Source organism: Nocardia sp. CA-119907 (genome assembly GCF_050955995.1).
In the GTDB taxonomy this organism is placed as follows: Bacteria; Actinomycetota; Actinomycetes; order Mycobacteriales; family Mycobacteriaceae; genus Nocardia.
In genome coordinates, this window is sequence record NZ_CP192091.1 from 7,356,820 (window position 1) to 7,370,634 (window position 13,815).

The window sequence follows — 13,815 nt, forward strand, 5'->3', positions numbered from 1 at the left end:
TGAGGATTCCTCGGATTGCCTCAACGGCGCTAGCTCACTTGACAATAGAGGGCTTCACTGTGACAGATATCCCTTCGTTTGCCAGGACTACTAGAACACGTTCTAGTAGTCTCTTGCTATGGAGCGACTAACGGGATTGGATGCCAGCTTCCTGTACCTCGAGACCGGGACCCAGCACTTGCACGTGTGTGCGCTGCTGATCCTGGATCCCACTGCAGGGGGCACGCAGTACACCTTCGACACATTCAAAGCAGAACTCGGCCGCCGACTGCCGCTGATACCGCAGATGCGGCGGCGGATCCACGAGGTGCCGTTCAACCTCGATCATCCGGTCTGGGTGGAAGACCCGGACTTCGACCTGGACCACCACATTCGACTGATCGAGACTTCACACCCCTTCGGACGCCAGGAACTTGCGGACCTGGTCGGCGAGATCGCGAGTGTGCCGATGGATCGCAGTCGCCCGCTGTGGCAGATGCACGTGGTGGAGGGACTCGAAGACGGCAAGATCGCGGTCATCTGCAAGTACCACCACGCCGCCGTCGACGGCATCACCGGCACCAACATGATGATGCACCTGTGCGATCTGGAGCCCGGCCTGAGCGAGCCCGAACCAGCCGAGGAATGGCGGCCCGAACCCCAGCCGAGCGATGTGAAACTGGCGGCCGAGGCGGTCGTGAATCTGCCGAATAGGCTCGGCCTGGTCGGTATGGTGCCGAAAACCCTTGGTCTGGTCGCCAATTTCGCGCAGCGGCGCCGAAACAACCAGGCCGGCATGGCATTACCCCTGACCGCACCGCGCACCCCCTTCAACGGCGCGATCAGCCCGGATCGCGCGGTGGCCTTCACCGAGACCGACCTCGGCGCAATCAAGGAGATCAAGACCACCTTCGATGTGAAGGTCAACGACGTGGTATTGACCATCGTCGCCGGCGTACTGCGCTCCTACTTGGAGAAGCACGATGAGCTGCCCGACAAATCCCTGATCGCCTCGGTGCCGGTTTCGGTGCACGACACCTCACGGCACACCGCGGGCATCAATAAGGTCTCCTCGCTGTTCTCGCACCTCGGCACCGATATCGCCGATCCGGTGCAGCGGCTGCGACACGTGGCCGAGGCCAACCGCGACGCCAAGGAGGAACACGCCTTGGTCGGCGCGGACTTCCTGATGGACTGGTCGAAGTACGCCCCGCCGAACACCTTTCAGCTGGCCGCACGCGTCTATTCATCGTTGAAGCTGGCCGAGCGCCACCCGGTGGTGCACAACCTGGTGGTGTCGAATGTTCCCGGCCCGCCGATGCCGCTGTACTTCCTCGGCCACCAGGTAGAGGCCATGTATCCGTTCGGGCCGGTTTTCCACGGCGCGGGACTGACGGTCACCGTCCTGTCCAATAACGGTGACCTGGACTTCGGCTTCATCGCCTGCAGGGAACTGGTGCCCGATCTGCAGACGATCGCCGATGCGGTCCCCGGCGTCGTCAATGAATTGCTGGCCGCGGCACGCGATCTGGGTTAACCCACACCGCTGCCCTGTTCGCCATCGCCGCCGAACAGGGCCGCATTCGAAGTCTTCGCCCGCCTTGCGGCGACAGCGGCACAAGCCTCCAGCAGTACCGGCACGAAGCGGTCGGCCTCGAGCACGCAGGACGCGTGACCGGCCTTGACCAGATGAATGCTCGCCCCGGGAATCATGGTCGCCATCTCCAACTGCCGATAGACCGGAATCGCCCGGTCCCGCGTGGTGATCACGACCGCGGTCGGCATGGTCAGCGTGGCAAGCCAAGCGGTCGAATCGAATCGGCCGACCTCGGCAATGACCTGTGTCATCGCCCAGCCGCTGCTGCTGCGAAATTCACTGAGCGCCCAGCGATTCAGCTTTCCCGGCTCCCAGGTGTGTTCCGGCATGTCGGGTAGCTGACCGGCATGCTCCGCGGCGCGGCGGTACGAATAGGGACCGATGGCTGCGGCCAATGCGCCGAATGTCAGATGAAAGGCGCGCTCGCGCAGCTTTTCCTGGAATCGATACGGTGTCGCGCACAACACCAGACCGCTCACCCGATCCGGATGCCGGTGCGCGGCAAGCAAGGCGACGACACCGCCGAGGGAATATCCGGCCAGTATGGCCCGCTCGACGCCGAGTGCATCGGCAATGGCAACGACGTCATCCGCGCAGTCCCGCACCGAAAACCGCGCCGAGCGGATGCCGCGGCCGTGCCAGCGCTGGTCGAAGACGATCACCCGGTAGCGCTCGGCCAGCGCATCGAGCGCGGGGAACCAGGTGAGGTAGCCCGTGCAGGCGGTGGCGTGCAGCAGGATCAGGGTCGGTGCGCCCGCGGGTCCTGGCATATCGACGACATAGGTGCGGCCCCGGCCCGCCAAGTCGACGAGCCGTCCGCCGGGCACCTGCGCGATATCGGGCACTCCCGAACGCCGGGAGAACCGTCGCATCGCGACCGCCGCGTCCGGATTCGGATTCGTCATCGTCGGCCTCCTCGGCGCAGTCCGCGGCATTACTAGAACGCGTTCTATATCGATGATGCCACAGGACCTGGCAGAACTCAGGCCAGGGCGCGGTAGGTTGCACACTATCCCCGATTCCACTGACCGGACCGATGTAGAAACGGATCAGCCAATTCTCTGTAACGTGTTTCAGTAAGTTGACGGGAATCGAGAGGAGGCCGCGATGGGGCGGTTGACCGGCAAGGTGGCGTTGATCAGCGGCGGGGCGCGCGGTATGGGCGCCGCGCACGCGCGGGCACTGGCGGCCGAGGACGCGCGGGTGGTGCTCGGCGACATCCTCGACGACGAGGGCGCCGCACTCGCCAAGGAAATCGGCGACAACGCCGCCTACGTACATCTCGATGTGCGCGAAAAGCAGCAGTGGCAGGACGCGGTCGCCGAGGCGGTGCAGCGGTTCGGTTCGCTCAACGTCCTGGTGAACAATGCGGGCATCGTCAATGGCAACCTGCTCGTCGACTTCGAGCTGGCCGAGTGGCAGAAGATCGTCGATATCAATCTCACCGGCACCTTCCTCGGCATGCAGGCCGCGACACCCGCGATGATCGAGGCGGGCGGCGGTTCGGTCATCAATATCTCCTCGGTCGAGGGCATGCGCGGCAGTCCGGGCCTGCACGGCTACACCGCCACCAAATTCGCCGTGCGCGGCCTGACCAAATCCACCGCACTCGAGTTGGCGCAGTATGGAATTCGCGTGAACTCGATCCATCCCGGCCTGATCCGCACCCCGATGACCGAGGGCATCCCGGAGGATTTCCTGCAGATCCCGCTCGGCCGCGCCGCCGACCCGTCCGAGGTCTCGGCCCTGGTGACCTACTTGGCCAGCGACGAATCCTCGTATTCGACCGGCGCCGAATTCGTCATCGATGGCGGCCTCACCGTGGGCGTCCCACACAAGACCTTCTCCTGACCGATCGGGCGGCCGCAGCCTCCCACGCCATCCGCGGCGTCGCCGCCACCCTCGCCTTACCACCCTGACGGCGGCGATGCCATTCCAGCGATGGCCGGGTGGTTGCTGTGGGCGGGGGTTCGGGGTGAGACTGGGCAGGTGGCGAAGCCGAGCACTGTGACGACCGCGCGGGCCTCGAGTGGGGTTGGGCGGGCGGTTCGGCGGCGGGTTTCTCGGTCGGCGCTGGGGGTGTGGGAGGCCCCGGCGGATCGGGGGGATCCGGTTGGGGTGCTCGAGCGTCAGGCGGCGAGTCGGGTGCCGGAGTTGGTGCCCATTCGGTATGGGCGGATGGCGGCGGGGCGGTTCGCCTTCTTGCGGGGTGCGCCCGCGATCATGGCGGCCGATCTGGCCGTCGGACCCAACACAGGGTTGGACGTGCAGCTGTGTGGGGATGCGCATTTGTCGAATTTCGGTTTGTACGCCTCGCCGGAACGGGCGCTGATATTCGATTTGAACGATTTCGACGAGACATTGCCGGGGCCGTTCGAATGGGATGTGAAGCGACTGGTCGCGAGTGTCGCGGTGGCGGCGCGGGCGAATGGGTTCAGTGATGCCGATGCGCGGGCGGCGGTGCTCGCGGCGGCTCGAAGATACCGGGAGACCATGCGTCGACTGGCCGGACTCGATGAGATGAGCGTGTGGTACGAGCGGGTCGATGCCGAGCAGGCGGCGGCCTTGGTGCGAGCGCCCAAGCGGCGCAAGGATGTTGCGAAAGCGATCAACAAGGCTCGGGCCAGCACCAGTTTGCAGGCGCTCGGCAAGCTCACCGAGCCCGGGCCGGATGGCACGCCGCGCATTCGGAGTCGGCCGCCGCTATTGGTGCCGATCGAAAAGCTGGACGAGGCGGTTATCGACCAACTCTTCACCGACTATCGCGAAACGCTCAGCGAGGACCGGCGGGTGCTGCTGGAACGGCATCGGATACTCGATATCGCCCGCAAGGTCGTCGGTGTCGGCAGCGTCGGGATGCGGTGCTTCATTGTGCTGCTCGCGGGGCAGCACAGTGGAAGTCCGCTGTTCATCCAGGTAAAGGAGGCCGAGGAGTCGGTGCTCGCGCCGCATTTGAAGCCGAGCGAGTTTCGGCATCACGGCCATCGGGTTGTCAACGGGCAGCGGCTGATTCAGGCGGTGAGCGATATCTTTCTCGGCTGGGCCAGTGGGTCGGACAAGCGCAGCTATTACCTGCGCCAGCTGCGGGATATGAAGGGTTCGGCGGTCATCGAGAATATGAGCCGTGCCGTACTCCGCGATTACGCCATGCTGTGCGGGCATACTTTGGCTCGGGCGCACGCACGGTCCGGTGATCGTGCCGCGATCGCGGCGTATCTCGGTACCGGTGACGCCTTCGAGCGGGCGATGGGCGAGTTCGCCATCGCATACGCGGATCAGACGAATGCCGACCATGACGCGCTGCTCGCGGCGATCGCGTCGGGGCGAGTCGAGGCCGCCGAGGGCTGAGAAGTACGGTGCGCCAGGGAATCAGGGCTGCCGACGGTTCGCCTCGAGCCACTGCGCGACGCCATCGGGAGTCACGTCTTGGCCGAGGACATTGTCGATGACGACCCGGCCGACACACACCGAGCGCAGTACGCGATCGGTGAACGCGTCCAGATCTCCCCACGGCAGATGGGGCTTCGCGATCAGCAGCGAGGCGATCCCGTGGGCGCTCGACCACAGTTCCAGTGCCACCGGCACCGGATCACCGGGGGCGATCATGCCGAGGTTCATGCACTCGGTGACGGTCGCCGCGAAATGCGCGAAGGCGCTGCTGGTCAAGACCTGATCGACCGCGCCAGCGGTCTCGCCGGGCGTGGTGGCCAGCCGGTAGTGCTCGGGATGCTCTCTGGCGAAGCGCACATAGGCCAGTCCCTGCTGGCGCAGCCGCTCCATCGGCGACTCGTTCGGATCGCTCGCCGCCGACATCACCGCGTCCAGATCCTCGAATACCTGCGCCACCACCGCATCGATCAACTGATCCTTATCCGCGAAATGGCGGTAGATCGATGGCGGGGTGACACCGACGATCTTGGCGATAGCGCGGATGGAGACGGCGTCCACCTGACCGGTGCGAGCCAGCAAATCCTTTGTGGCATCTATGATTTCGGTGCGCAGCCCCTCGCCCGTGCCGCGCGCGGAGCGTTGCCGACGGGTCAAATTCACGTGCGCCCGGCCAGTTCGTGTTCGTCGGATTCGGTTGCGCCGGTCGCGGATTCATCCTCGCGCAACCCGATCTTGGCGTGCAGCCTGGCAAGTGGCGCGGGCGCCCACCAGTTCGCGGTGCCCAGCATTCGCATGAGTGCGGGCGCCAGGAGGCCGCGTATCAGCGTGGCGTCCGCGAGCACCGTCAACGTCAGTCCGAGGCCCATCATCTGGATGAACGATACCTTCGAGGTGACCATGGCGGCCATCACGATGGCCATCAATACTGCGGCGGCGGTGAAGATCTTGCCGGTGCGCGCGACGCCGAGCGCGACAGCGCGGTTGCTGTCCGCCGCCGTGCGCCCGGAGGCCAACCACTCCTCGCGGATGCGCGACAGCAGGAACACTTCGTAGTCCATGGACATGCCGAAGGCGAGGCAGAACATCAGGATCGGCATGGTCGGGACCAGATATCCCGTCGCGTCGCTCCCGAGCACACCGGACAGGTGTCCCTCCTGGAAGATCCAGACCATCGCGCCGAACGCCGCAGTCAGCGAAAGGGTGTTGAGCACAAGAGCTTTCAGTGGCAGCAGCAAGCTCCCGGTGAACAGGAACAGCACGACGAAGGTGGCGAGCACGATCAGCGCACCGGCCACGGGCAGCCGCGCACCCAGCGCGTCGAGGGCGTCGGCATTGACCGCGGCTGCGCCGCCGAAGAGGGCGGGCCCCGGACCGGGCACATCGCGCAGTTGGGCCAATTGCGTCTTACCCGCGGCGGTGAAGGGATCGACTGTGGTCGCGACAGTGAGGAATGCACCGGTGTCGTTGGTCATCTGCGGAGGTCCGGCGGACACCTTGGACCCGCCCGAATACACGCCGGCACCGGAGAGCACTCCGGCCACGCCGTGCACCTTCGACAGCCCGGCGGCGTAATCACCAATGGCGGTCGGGCTTCCATGGAAACCGTCGAGCACCACGGAGACATTGGTGGCGGCATTGGATCGGAAGTCGTTGCGCAGTGCGTCGCCGACCGTGCGGCTAGTGGCGGACGCGCTGGTATTGAGCACCCGATCGTCCGGATAGCCGAATTTCACGCCGAGGAATGGGGATCCGACCGCGAGCAGCAGCACGATGATCGCAATGGCGACCGGTGCGGCATTGCGCATCACCCGCTGCACCGTGCGGTACCAGAAGGTCTGCTCGGGTGCGAGATCCGCACGCGGCGTCCGACCGAACAGGCGCCCCAATGGCTTTCGCAGGTCACCCGCGTTCACGCGGTGTCCGAGCAGCATCAGGACCGCGGGCAGGATCAGGATCGAGGCGGCAGCGGCTGCGGCGACGACCGCAACGCCCGCGTAGGCAAAGGACTTCAGGAAGTACAGGTTGAACACCCCCAGCGCCGCCACCGACAGCGCGACGGTCAGCGCCGAGTAGAGGACGGTGCGTCCGGCGGTCTGCACCGCGCGCACCACGGCCGCCTCGACATCGAGGCCGTTGCCGAGTTCCTCGCGGTAGCGGCTGACGATGAACAGGCTGTAGTCGATCGCGAGCGCGAGACCGAGTGCCGTGGTCATATTCAGCGCGAAGATCGAGACATCGGTGAACACCGTGAGGGTGCGCAAGATCGCCAACGTAGTGAGGATCGCGAAGATGCCGACGGCCAGCGGCAGGAAGGCCGCGACGAGGCTGCCGAATACCAGGATCAGCACGAGGAACGACAGCGGGATGGCCACCCCCTCGGCGACCGCGAGATCGTGGGTGATCTGTCCGTTCACGTCGTGGTAGATCGAGCTGAGTCCGCCTTGATCGATGCTGACGCCGTCATTGGTTCCGACCACTTGTTCGGCGAGCTCACCGGCGACCTTTTGCGCCGCGGTCTCGCCTCCCGTGATGTAGCCGATCACCAGCGCGCTCTTGCCGTCGTTGCTGCGCAATGCGGTGGACAGCGGCTGCGGGGTGCTCCAGTAGGACTGGATGCCGATCACGTCGCTGCGGGAGCGCAGCGTATCGACGACCTTCGCGCCCGCGGCCTTGGCGGCCGGGCTGTCCGCGCCCGCATTGTCGCGGACGAGCAGGATGAGGTTGGGTTCGGCGCCGCCGAAGTTATCGGCGATGAGTTCGGCGGCCCGCGACGATTCGGCATCGCTCGAGGTGAAGCCGCCGGTCTTCATGTGCGAGGTCACCGACGCGCCGAATACACCGCAGAGCACGGCCAACAGTGCGGCGGCGAGCAGGATCGTGCGTGGATGCCGGGTGGCCAGATGGGCGATCCGTACGAGCATGAGCGACTCCCCTATTCGACTGCGCTCGAGGTAACAGCGTTAGCGTAACGCCGTTATCTCAAGAGGTATAGGGGCCGACCTACGCACGGATAGTGATCCCGATCACGAGAGTGACCTATCCGAGGAAGCCGGTGATGGCGATGGCGATGGCGTCCGCGTAGCGAACCCGGCCGTCGGGAGATTCGATCAGCGCGGCATCGCCGGGGTCGCGCATATTTCCGCATTCGACCAGCGCGACCGGGTGTTCGGAGAGATTGAGTCCGGCCAGATCGGCGCGCGGGTTCATACCGTCCGACCCGACATAGGTGGACGGGGTGAAACCGGAGCGAATCATGGTGTCGCGCAACGTTGTCGCCAGTCGCTGCGACGGCTCTTCCTGTGCGGAATTCAGTGGTGGCGACGAGTAGGCGACGTGGAAGCCGTGTGCACCCGCGGCGGCGCCGTCGGCATGGATCGAGACGACAGCCGCCGCGCCACTGCGGTTTCCGATGGCAGCGCGTTCGTCGACACACGGGCCGACACTCGCATCGTCGTCGCGGGTCATCACGACGCGAATACCACGGGCGGCCAATGCGTCCCGAACACGATTGGCGACGTCCCAGGTGAATTCGTGCTCGGTGTATCCGTCGCTGGCCGAGGTGCCGGTGGTGTTGCACGCCTTGGTCTTTCCGCGACCGTCGGGCACCTGCCGGTTGATCTCCCCCGGGTTTGCGGCGTTGCCGCCATTGTGTCCGGGATCGATGACGACAACACGGTCATCGGCGATAAAGCGCGCGGGGGTCGGTATCGGTCCCGCCTCCGTAGGCATCGCTCCCGAAGACGTCGTATCCGATGCCACGGTCGGCGTAGGTGCGCTGTGTGCGCACCCGCCGAGCAGCAGGCCCCACGCGCAGATCGCGGCGGTCGTGTTCCAGCTTCGGAGTCGCATGACTTCGACACTGCCATAGGCTTGCGAACGCTTCATCAGGTGCAGATCCGCGTCGCTGAACTTGCCGAGCGCGGCGGCCTGTCCCTCACCGGCTGCCCCCACACCGCCGGATTCCGCCGTGGCGACAGCTCCCCACAGCCGTACGGATAGCTCACTGCCTGCCCGCCTCTCACGCCTGGGGCGGCCACCCCGCATCGCCGAACCAGTCACGTACTGATCGCGATCCGGTCCCCCGGCGTTGCACGTTTCCGCAAGCTCAGCCCTGGACAGCGGGCCTAGCTGGTCAACAATAGGCCCAGCGCAAGGGCGAACATCACCGCCGCGATCACCGAATCCAGGACCCGCCAGGCGCTCGGCCTGGCGAACAGCGGGCCGAGCTTGCGGGCGCCGTAGCCGAGTGCGGTGAACCAGAGCACGCTGGCGAGCATCGCGCCCGCCCCGAGGAACCAGCGGTCGGGGCTGGCGTAGGTGTTGGCGAAGGAGCCGAGCAGCAGCACCGTATCCAGATAGACGTGCGGGTTGAGCCAGGTCAGTGCCAGGCAGGTGAGCACGGTCGCGCCGAGCGCGACGGTTGCGCCGGTGGCTTCGGGGGTCAGCGATGCGGCCGCGAAGGCGCGCCGCGCCGCGAGCAGCCCGTAGCCCATCAGGAAGGCCGCACCCGCGTAGCGGATGACCGTCAGCGCCACCGGGGCCGACTGGACGATGACTCCCAACCCGCCGACTCCGGCGGCGATCAGCACCACGTCGGACACCGTGCAGACCGCGACCACCGCCAGCACATGCTGCCCACGCAGACCCTGCCGCAGCACGAAGGCATTCTGTGCGCCGATCGCCACGATCAAGGAAAGTCCGAAGCCGAGTCCCGAGATGGCCGCCAGGGCCGCCGATGATGCCGTCACATACATCGACGCTAGATCCGCACAGTTCACCAGACCAGCTAAAGATTCTGAAGTACCTTTAAGATTTCTTAATGGACCTGCAGTTCGATCAGCTCCGCGCGCTCAACGCGGCGGTCACCGAGGGCACCTTCGACGCGGCCGCGCGCAGCCTGCGCGTGACGCCATCGGCGGTCAGTCAGCGCATCAAGGCGCTGGAGGATACGGCCGGTCGCATTCTGCTGCAGCGCACAAAACCGGTGCGCCCCACCGAATCCGGACTCGCGGTGCTGCGGCTGGCGCGGCAGATCGAACTGCTCGCCGGTGACACCGCACGCGAACTCGGGGACGCCGATCGACCCGCGGATCGGCCGATCCGGGTGCCGATCGCGGTCAATGCCGACTCCCTGGAAACGTGGGTGATGCCCGCGCTACGGCACGCACCGGCCGGTGTGTGTTTCGAGATACATCGCGAGGACGAGGAGCACACGACTCGGCTGCTGCGCGATGGGACGGTTATGGCGGCGATTACCGCCACCGCGGCGGCGGTACAGGGCTGCCGGGTCGAGAAGCTCGGTGCGATGCGGTATCGGCCCATGGCGAATCCGCGGTTCGCGCGGACCTGGTTCGCGGATGGGCCGACCGCCGAGGCGTATGCCGCCGCGCCGGTGGTGCTCTTCGATCGCAAGGACGATCTGCAGGATCGGCATCTGCGACGTCGGTGTAAGCGGCCGGTCGATCCGCCACGCCACTATGTGCCGTCATCGGCCGGATTCGCCGAGGCGATCCGGATCGGGCTCGGGTGGGGGATGTTGCCGGATCTGCAGACTCGCGGTGGTCGGGCCGGGCGCGACCTGGCGCCTATCGATGGGGATTCCGCCATTGATGTTCCGCTGTACTGGCAACAGTGGAAGGTCGACTCCCCCGCGCTCGGTGCGGTCGCGGCGGCGATCGCGGCGGCCGCGGCCGATGCGCTGCGCTGATCGTCTGGTTCAGACGCTCCACGCTGGCGTTTTGGGGAATGTCACCGGAAGCGCCGTCAGCGCCCGGTGAAACGGGCCGGGTCGCCAGGTGAGCTCGGCCGCCGGAGTCGCCAGTCGCAATTCCGGTATTGCGTCGAGTAATTGGTCGATGGCGTCCTGAGCTATCAAGTACGCCATGGACTTTGCGGTGCAGGCGTGCGGGCCCGCGCTCCATGCCAGATGCGAGCGGTTCCCGGTGTGCTCCCCATCGATTTCGGGGTCGTTATTGCAGGCGGCCATGCTGATGAGGACGGGCTGGTGTGCGGGCAGCCATATTTCGTCGATCAGGATGGGCTGTCGAGGATAGGTGATGCAGTAGTTCGCCAGCGGCGGATCGGTGAACAACACCTCGTCCAGGGCGTCACGGGTGGACAGGCTACCGCCGAGCATATTGTCGGCGACGCGGTCGTCGGTGAGCATCAGCAGCAGCGTATTGGCGATCAGATTCTGCGCCGGTTCGATGCCAGCGCCGTAGAGCAGCATCACATGTTCGAGTACCTCCTGATCGTCGAAGCCGACCGGATGCTGTAGCAGTCGCGTGGTGATGTCGTCACCGGGCTCGTCCTTCTTCAGCGCGATCAGCTCGGTCAGCGCCTCGTGCACGAGTTCGTTTCCCTTGGCGGCATTGACCGTATCCAACATCGCCGCGAGACCGAGCGCGGTGCGCCCGCCGATGTCGGGCGGACAGCCGAGGACGGCATTGATCGCGGTGAAGGCGAGCGGAAGTGCGTATTGGGCGATCAGATCCGCCGACCCGGTCCGGCAGAAGGCATTGATCAGCGGGACGGCGATCTCCGCCACCGTGGTGTGCAGCGCGTGCAGATCGACCCCCTCGATGGCCGCGTTCACCGCTTCCCGGTATCTGGCGTGCACCGCGCCATTGCTGTGCAAAAGGGTTGGGCGCCAGTCCATCATGGGCAAGACAGGACAGTCCGGCGGAACATCGCGCTGCCAGGTGCGCGGATCCCGCGGAAAGCGCTCGGGATCATGCAGGATGCGCACCGCGGCGCGATAGCCGACCACCAAGGTCGCGGGGATGCCGGGAGCCAGCTCCACCGGCACCAGCGAACCGTACTTCCGGCGCATCTCCCGATAGGCGCGGTGCGGATCGGCGGCGAACTCCGGGGTGTAGAGGGGAGCGCGTTCGCCGTCGGTACCGATCGGAGAGCCGTGTGGAACGGGACAGGAGGGAGACAGCGGGGTGGTCACGAAACTAACTCCAAACGGTGGAACAAATTCGACGCGCATGTCGTCTACGTCGAATACCGCGGAGGTAGAGCCGAATTCACCGCCCCACCCCTGCGGCGTATGGATGCCGAATCAGCCCGGCGTCACTCCCCGGTACGGCACATAGCCGCCGCTGGGGTCGATATATCGGGCGTCCTCGACCGAGTGCAGCAGACCCGCCATCCCCTGCAGGAGCTGCTCTAGCAGGGCGATGGCCGCGTTCTCCTCGTCAGAGGCAGGCCACGTCGAATCGGTGCTCATGGCAATACCTTTCAAACTTCAGGACAGCGTGGGTGTGCGGCGGTGGTGATCGGTGCGCCGCTGGTAGGCGTCGCCCGCGCGCAGCACCGTCGCCTCGTCGAAGTGCTTGCCGCTGATCGAGATCGACAAGGGCACGCCATCGGCGGTGGGTCCGATCGGCACCGCGATGGTGGGATTGCCGAGCGAATTCCAGTACGGCGTATGCAATCCCGCGAGCACGCTCACCGGGTTCAGCTGCTCCATCGCGTCGATGCGCGGGGCGCCGAGGTGGCCGGTCGGGGTGACCACCAGATCCACCTGGGTGAACAGCTCCGCCATCCGCCGCTGCGCGACATGCCGAACCCGTTGGGCCTGTACGTAATCCGCACCCCTGACGGAACTGCCCGCGGCGAAGACGACGCGGCTGCCGCGCGCGTAGTCCTGGTAGCGGGAGCGCAGGGTCGGCCGGTGGTAGGCCGCCGATTCGGCTGCCAGCACGACCAGGGCAGTCGCCGTCGTCTCCACGTACATGGGGATTTCGATCGGAACGATGGTGGCGCCCGCTTCGCGCAGGGCATCGATGGCCGCCGAGAACCGTTGCGGCTGTTGCGGATCCCGTCCGTCGCCGACGAAGCGATCGAGGTTGTCCACGCCGATGGTGATGCCGTGCAGGTCACCGGTGAGCGCGGCCGTGTAATCGGCGACGGGTTCGTTCGAACTGTAGGGATCGTCGGCATCGTGACCGGCCAATACCTCCAGCAGCAAGGCGCAGTCGGCGGCTGTGCGCGCCAGCGGCCCCGCGTGGTCGAGGGTGTAGGCCAGCGGCACGACACCGGATTTCGGCACCCGGCCGAATGTCGGCTTGAATCCGGTGATTCCGCAGAAGGCCGCGGGAATTCGGAGGCTGCCGCTGGTATCGGTGCCAACCGCACCAAGAAATGCCCCGGTCAAGAGGCCACTGGCAGATCCGGAACTGGACCCGCCCGCCCAGCGCTGCACGTCCCACGGATTCCGGGGTATCGGAAATGGCTTCTCCGGATCCGGGACCCCGATCGCGAACTCCATGGTGGTGGTCTTTCCGACCACGATCCCACCGGCCTGCTCGAGCCGCCGCACCACGGTGGCATCCCCCACCGACTTCCCCCACGCCGGATCCAAGACCAGGCTCTGCGCCGTGGTCGGCCCCGCCGAGTGCGCGAAGATATCTTTGACCCCCAACGGAATCCCATCCAAGGGCGCCAGCGGCTCCCCCACCGCGATCTTCCGGTCCACCTCGGCGGCGCGCGCCCGAGCCCGGTCCTGGAACCGAGCCAGGAACACCCCGAATTTCTCATCATGTGCATCCGCGGCGGCCAGCGCGCCCTCCACCAACTCCGCCGCACTCACCTCGCCCCGCCGCAGCCGGGCCGCCGCCTCCGCGATCGTTGTGAATGCCGTTGCCGTCGAATCAGTTTCAGTCATCACATCCCCATCCGTCGTCCACGCCGATCCTGCCACGTCGGCTGCGCCCGGCGGGCTAATTCGGAATACACACTCTTCACAGTTTCCGACACAGCTGCGTGCCCCGATACGCTCTCGGAGAGTGGAGATTCACCGCGAGTACGTCCCGAATCACCCCTGCCGCAACATAACCCAG

General features: G+C 66.0%; 12 protein-coding genes. 4 read left to right on the forward strand and 8 right to left on the reverse strand.

The features are described from left to right. Positions 1–118: 118 nt before the first annotated feature. A complete protein-coding gene (locus tag ACQP2D_RS32970; RefSeq protein WP_433679812.1) occupies positions 119–1,516 on the forward strand; it encodes a WS/DGAT/MGAT family O-acyltransferase in 1,398 nt (465 codons plus the stop codon). Here ACQP2D_RS32970 and ACQP2D_RS32975 read toward each other — a convergent pair. Continuing rightward, entirely contained in the window at positions 1,513–2,481 is a 969-nt protein-coding gene (locus tag ACQP2D_RS32975; RefSeq protein ID WP_433679813.1) for an alpha/beta fold hydrolase, read from the reverse strand. The genes ACQP2D_RS32970 and ACQP2D_RS32975 overlap by 4 nt on opposite strands. A 202-nt stretch (positions 2,482–2,683) precedes the next feature. Here ACQP2D_RS32975 and ACQP2D_RS32980 point away from each other — a divergent pair, with 202 nt between their 5' ends. Further along, complete coding sequence (locus ACQP2D_RS32980) at positions 2,684–3,427, forward strand: glucose 1-dehydrogenase (RefSeq protein ID WP_433679814.1); 744 nt, start codon at positions 2,684–2,686, stop codon at positions 3,425–3,427. A 267-nt stretch (positions 3,428–3,694) separates the two neighbouring features. Beyond that, entirely contained in the window at positions 3,695–4,924 is a 1,230-nt protein-coding gene (locus tag ACQP2D_RS32985) for a DUF2252 domain-containing protein (protein WP_433679815.1), read from the forward strand. A 21-nt stretch (positions 4,925–4,945) separates the two neighbouring features. On the opposite strand, the gene ACQP2D_RS32990 is transcribed toward ACQP2D_RS32985, so the two are convergent. From ACQP2D_RS32990 to ACQP2D_RS33005, 4 genes are all read right to left on the reverse strand, one after another. After that, the gene (locus ACQP2D_RS32990) at positions 4,946–5,626 is read right to left on the reverse strand and encodes a TetR/AcrR family transcriptional regulator (protein WP_433679816.1); all 681 of its coding nucleotides are present in this window, start codon (positions 5,624–5,626) and stop codon (positions 4,946–4,948) included. Then, positions 5,623–7,887: an MMPL family transporter gene (locus tag ACQP2D_RS32995; protein WP_433679817.1), complete on the reverse strand. Its 2,265-nt coding sequence runs from the start codon at positions 7,885–7,887 to the stop codon at positions 5,623–5,625. Before ACQP2D_RS32995 ends, ACQP2D_RS32990 begins: the two co-directional genes overlap by 4 nt. Positions 7,888–8,002: 115 nt before the next feature. Continuing rightward, positions 8,003–8,764 (reverse strand): N-acetylmuramoyl-L-alanine amidase, encoded by a 762-nt coding sequence (locus ACQP2D_RS33000; protein WP_433685840.1) that lies wholly within the window; start codon positions 8,762–8,764, stop codon positions 8,003–8,005. Positions 8,765–9,090: 326 nt separating this feature from the next. Further along, positions 9,091–9,720, reverse strand: a complete 630-nt coding sequence (locus ACQP2D_RS33005) for a LysE/ArgO family amino acid transporter (protein WP_433679818.1) — start codon at positions 9,718–9,720, stop codon at positions 9,091–9,093. Between the two features lie 65 nt (positions 9,721–9,785). On the opposite strand from ACQP2D_RS33005, the gene ACQP2D_RS33010 reads away from it, so the two are divergent. After that, positions 9,786–10,673, forward strand: coding sequence for a LysR family transcriptional regulator ArgP (locus tag ACQP2D_RS33010; protein WP_433679819.1), 888 nt, complete (start codon positions 9,786–9,788; stop codon positions 10,671–10,673). Positions 10,674–10,682: 9 nt separating this feature from the next. Here the strand turns inward: ACQP2D_RS33010 and ACQP2D_RS33015 are convergent, their stop codons facing one another. The 3 genes from ACQP2D_RS33015 to ACQP2D_RS33025 form a co-directional block, all read right to left on the reverse strand. After that, positions 10,683–11,921, reverse strand: coding sequence for a cytochrome P450 (locus ACQP2D_RS33015; protein ID WP_433679820.1), 1,239 nt, complete (start codon positions 11,919–11,921; stop codon positions 10,683–10,685). Between the two features lie 111 nt (positions 11,922–12,032). Beyond that, positions 12,033–12,200, reverse strand: coding sequence for a hypothetical protein (locus ACQP2D_RS33020; RefSeq protein WP_433679821.1), 168 nt, complete (start codon positions 12,198–12,200; stop codon positions 12,033–12,035). Between the two features lie 18 nt (positions 12,201–12,218). Further along, complete coding sequence (locus tag ACQP2D_RS33025; RefSeq protein ID WP_433679822.1) at positions 12,219–13,640, reverse strand: amidase; 1,422 nt, start codon at positions 13,638–13,640, stop codon at positions 12,219–12,221. Positions 13,641–13,815 lie beyond the last annotated feature (175 nt).

Excerpts from the sequence above, each read along its gene's own strand:
- ACQP2D_RS32970 (WP_433679812.1), top strand. The coding sequence starts at position 119 with ATGGAGCGACTAACGGGATTGGATGCCAGCTTCCTGTACCTCGAGACC.
- ACQP2D_RS32975 (WP_433679813.1), bottom strand. The coding sequence starts at position 2,481 with ATGACGAATCCGAATCCGGACGCGGCGGTCGCGATGCGACGGTTCTCC.
- ACQP2D_RS32980 (WP_433679814.1), top strand. The coding sequence starts at position 2,684 with ATGGGGCGGTTGACCGGCAAGGTGGCGTTGATCAGCGGCGGGGCGCGC.
- ACQP2D_RS32995 (WP_433679817.1), bottom strand. The coding sequence starts at position 7,887 with ATGCTCGTACGGATCGCCCATCTGGCCACCCGGCATCCACGCACGATC.
- ACQP2D_RS33005 (WP_433679818.1), bottom strand. The coding sequence starts at position 9,720 with ATGTATGTGACGGCATCATCGGCGGCCCTGGCGGCCATCTCGGGACTC.
- ACQP2D_RS33010 (WP_433679819.1), top strand. The coding sequence starts at position 9,786 with ATGGACCTGCAGTTCGATCAGCTCCGCGCGCTCAACGCGGCGGTCACC.
- ACQP2D_RS33020 (WP_433679821.1), bottom strand. The coding sequence starts at position 12,200 with ATGAGCACCGATTCGACGTGGCCTGCCTCTGACGAGGAGAACGCGGCC.
- ACQP2D_RS33025 (WP_433679822.1), bottom strand. The coding sequence starts at position 13,640 with ATGACTGAAACTGATTCGACGGCAACGGCATTCACAACGATCGCGGAG.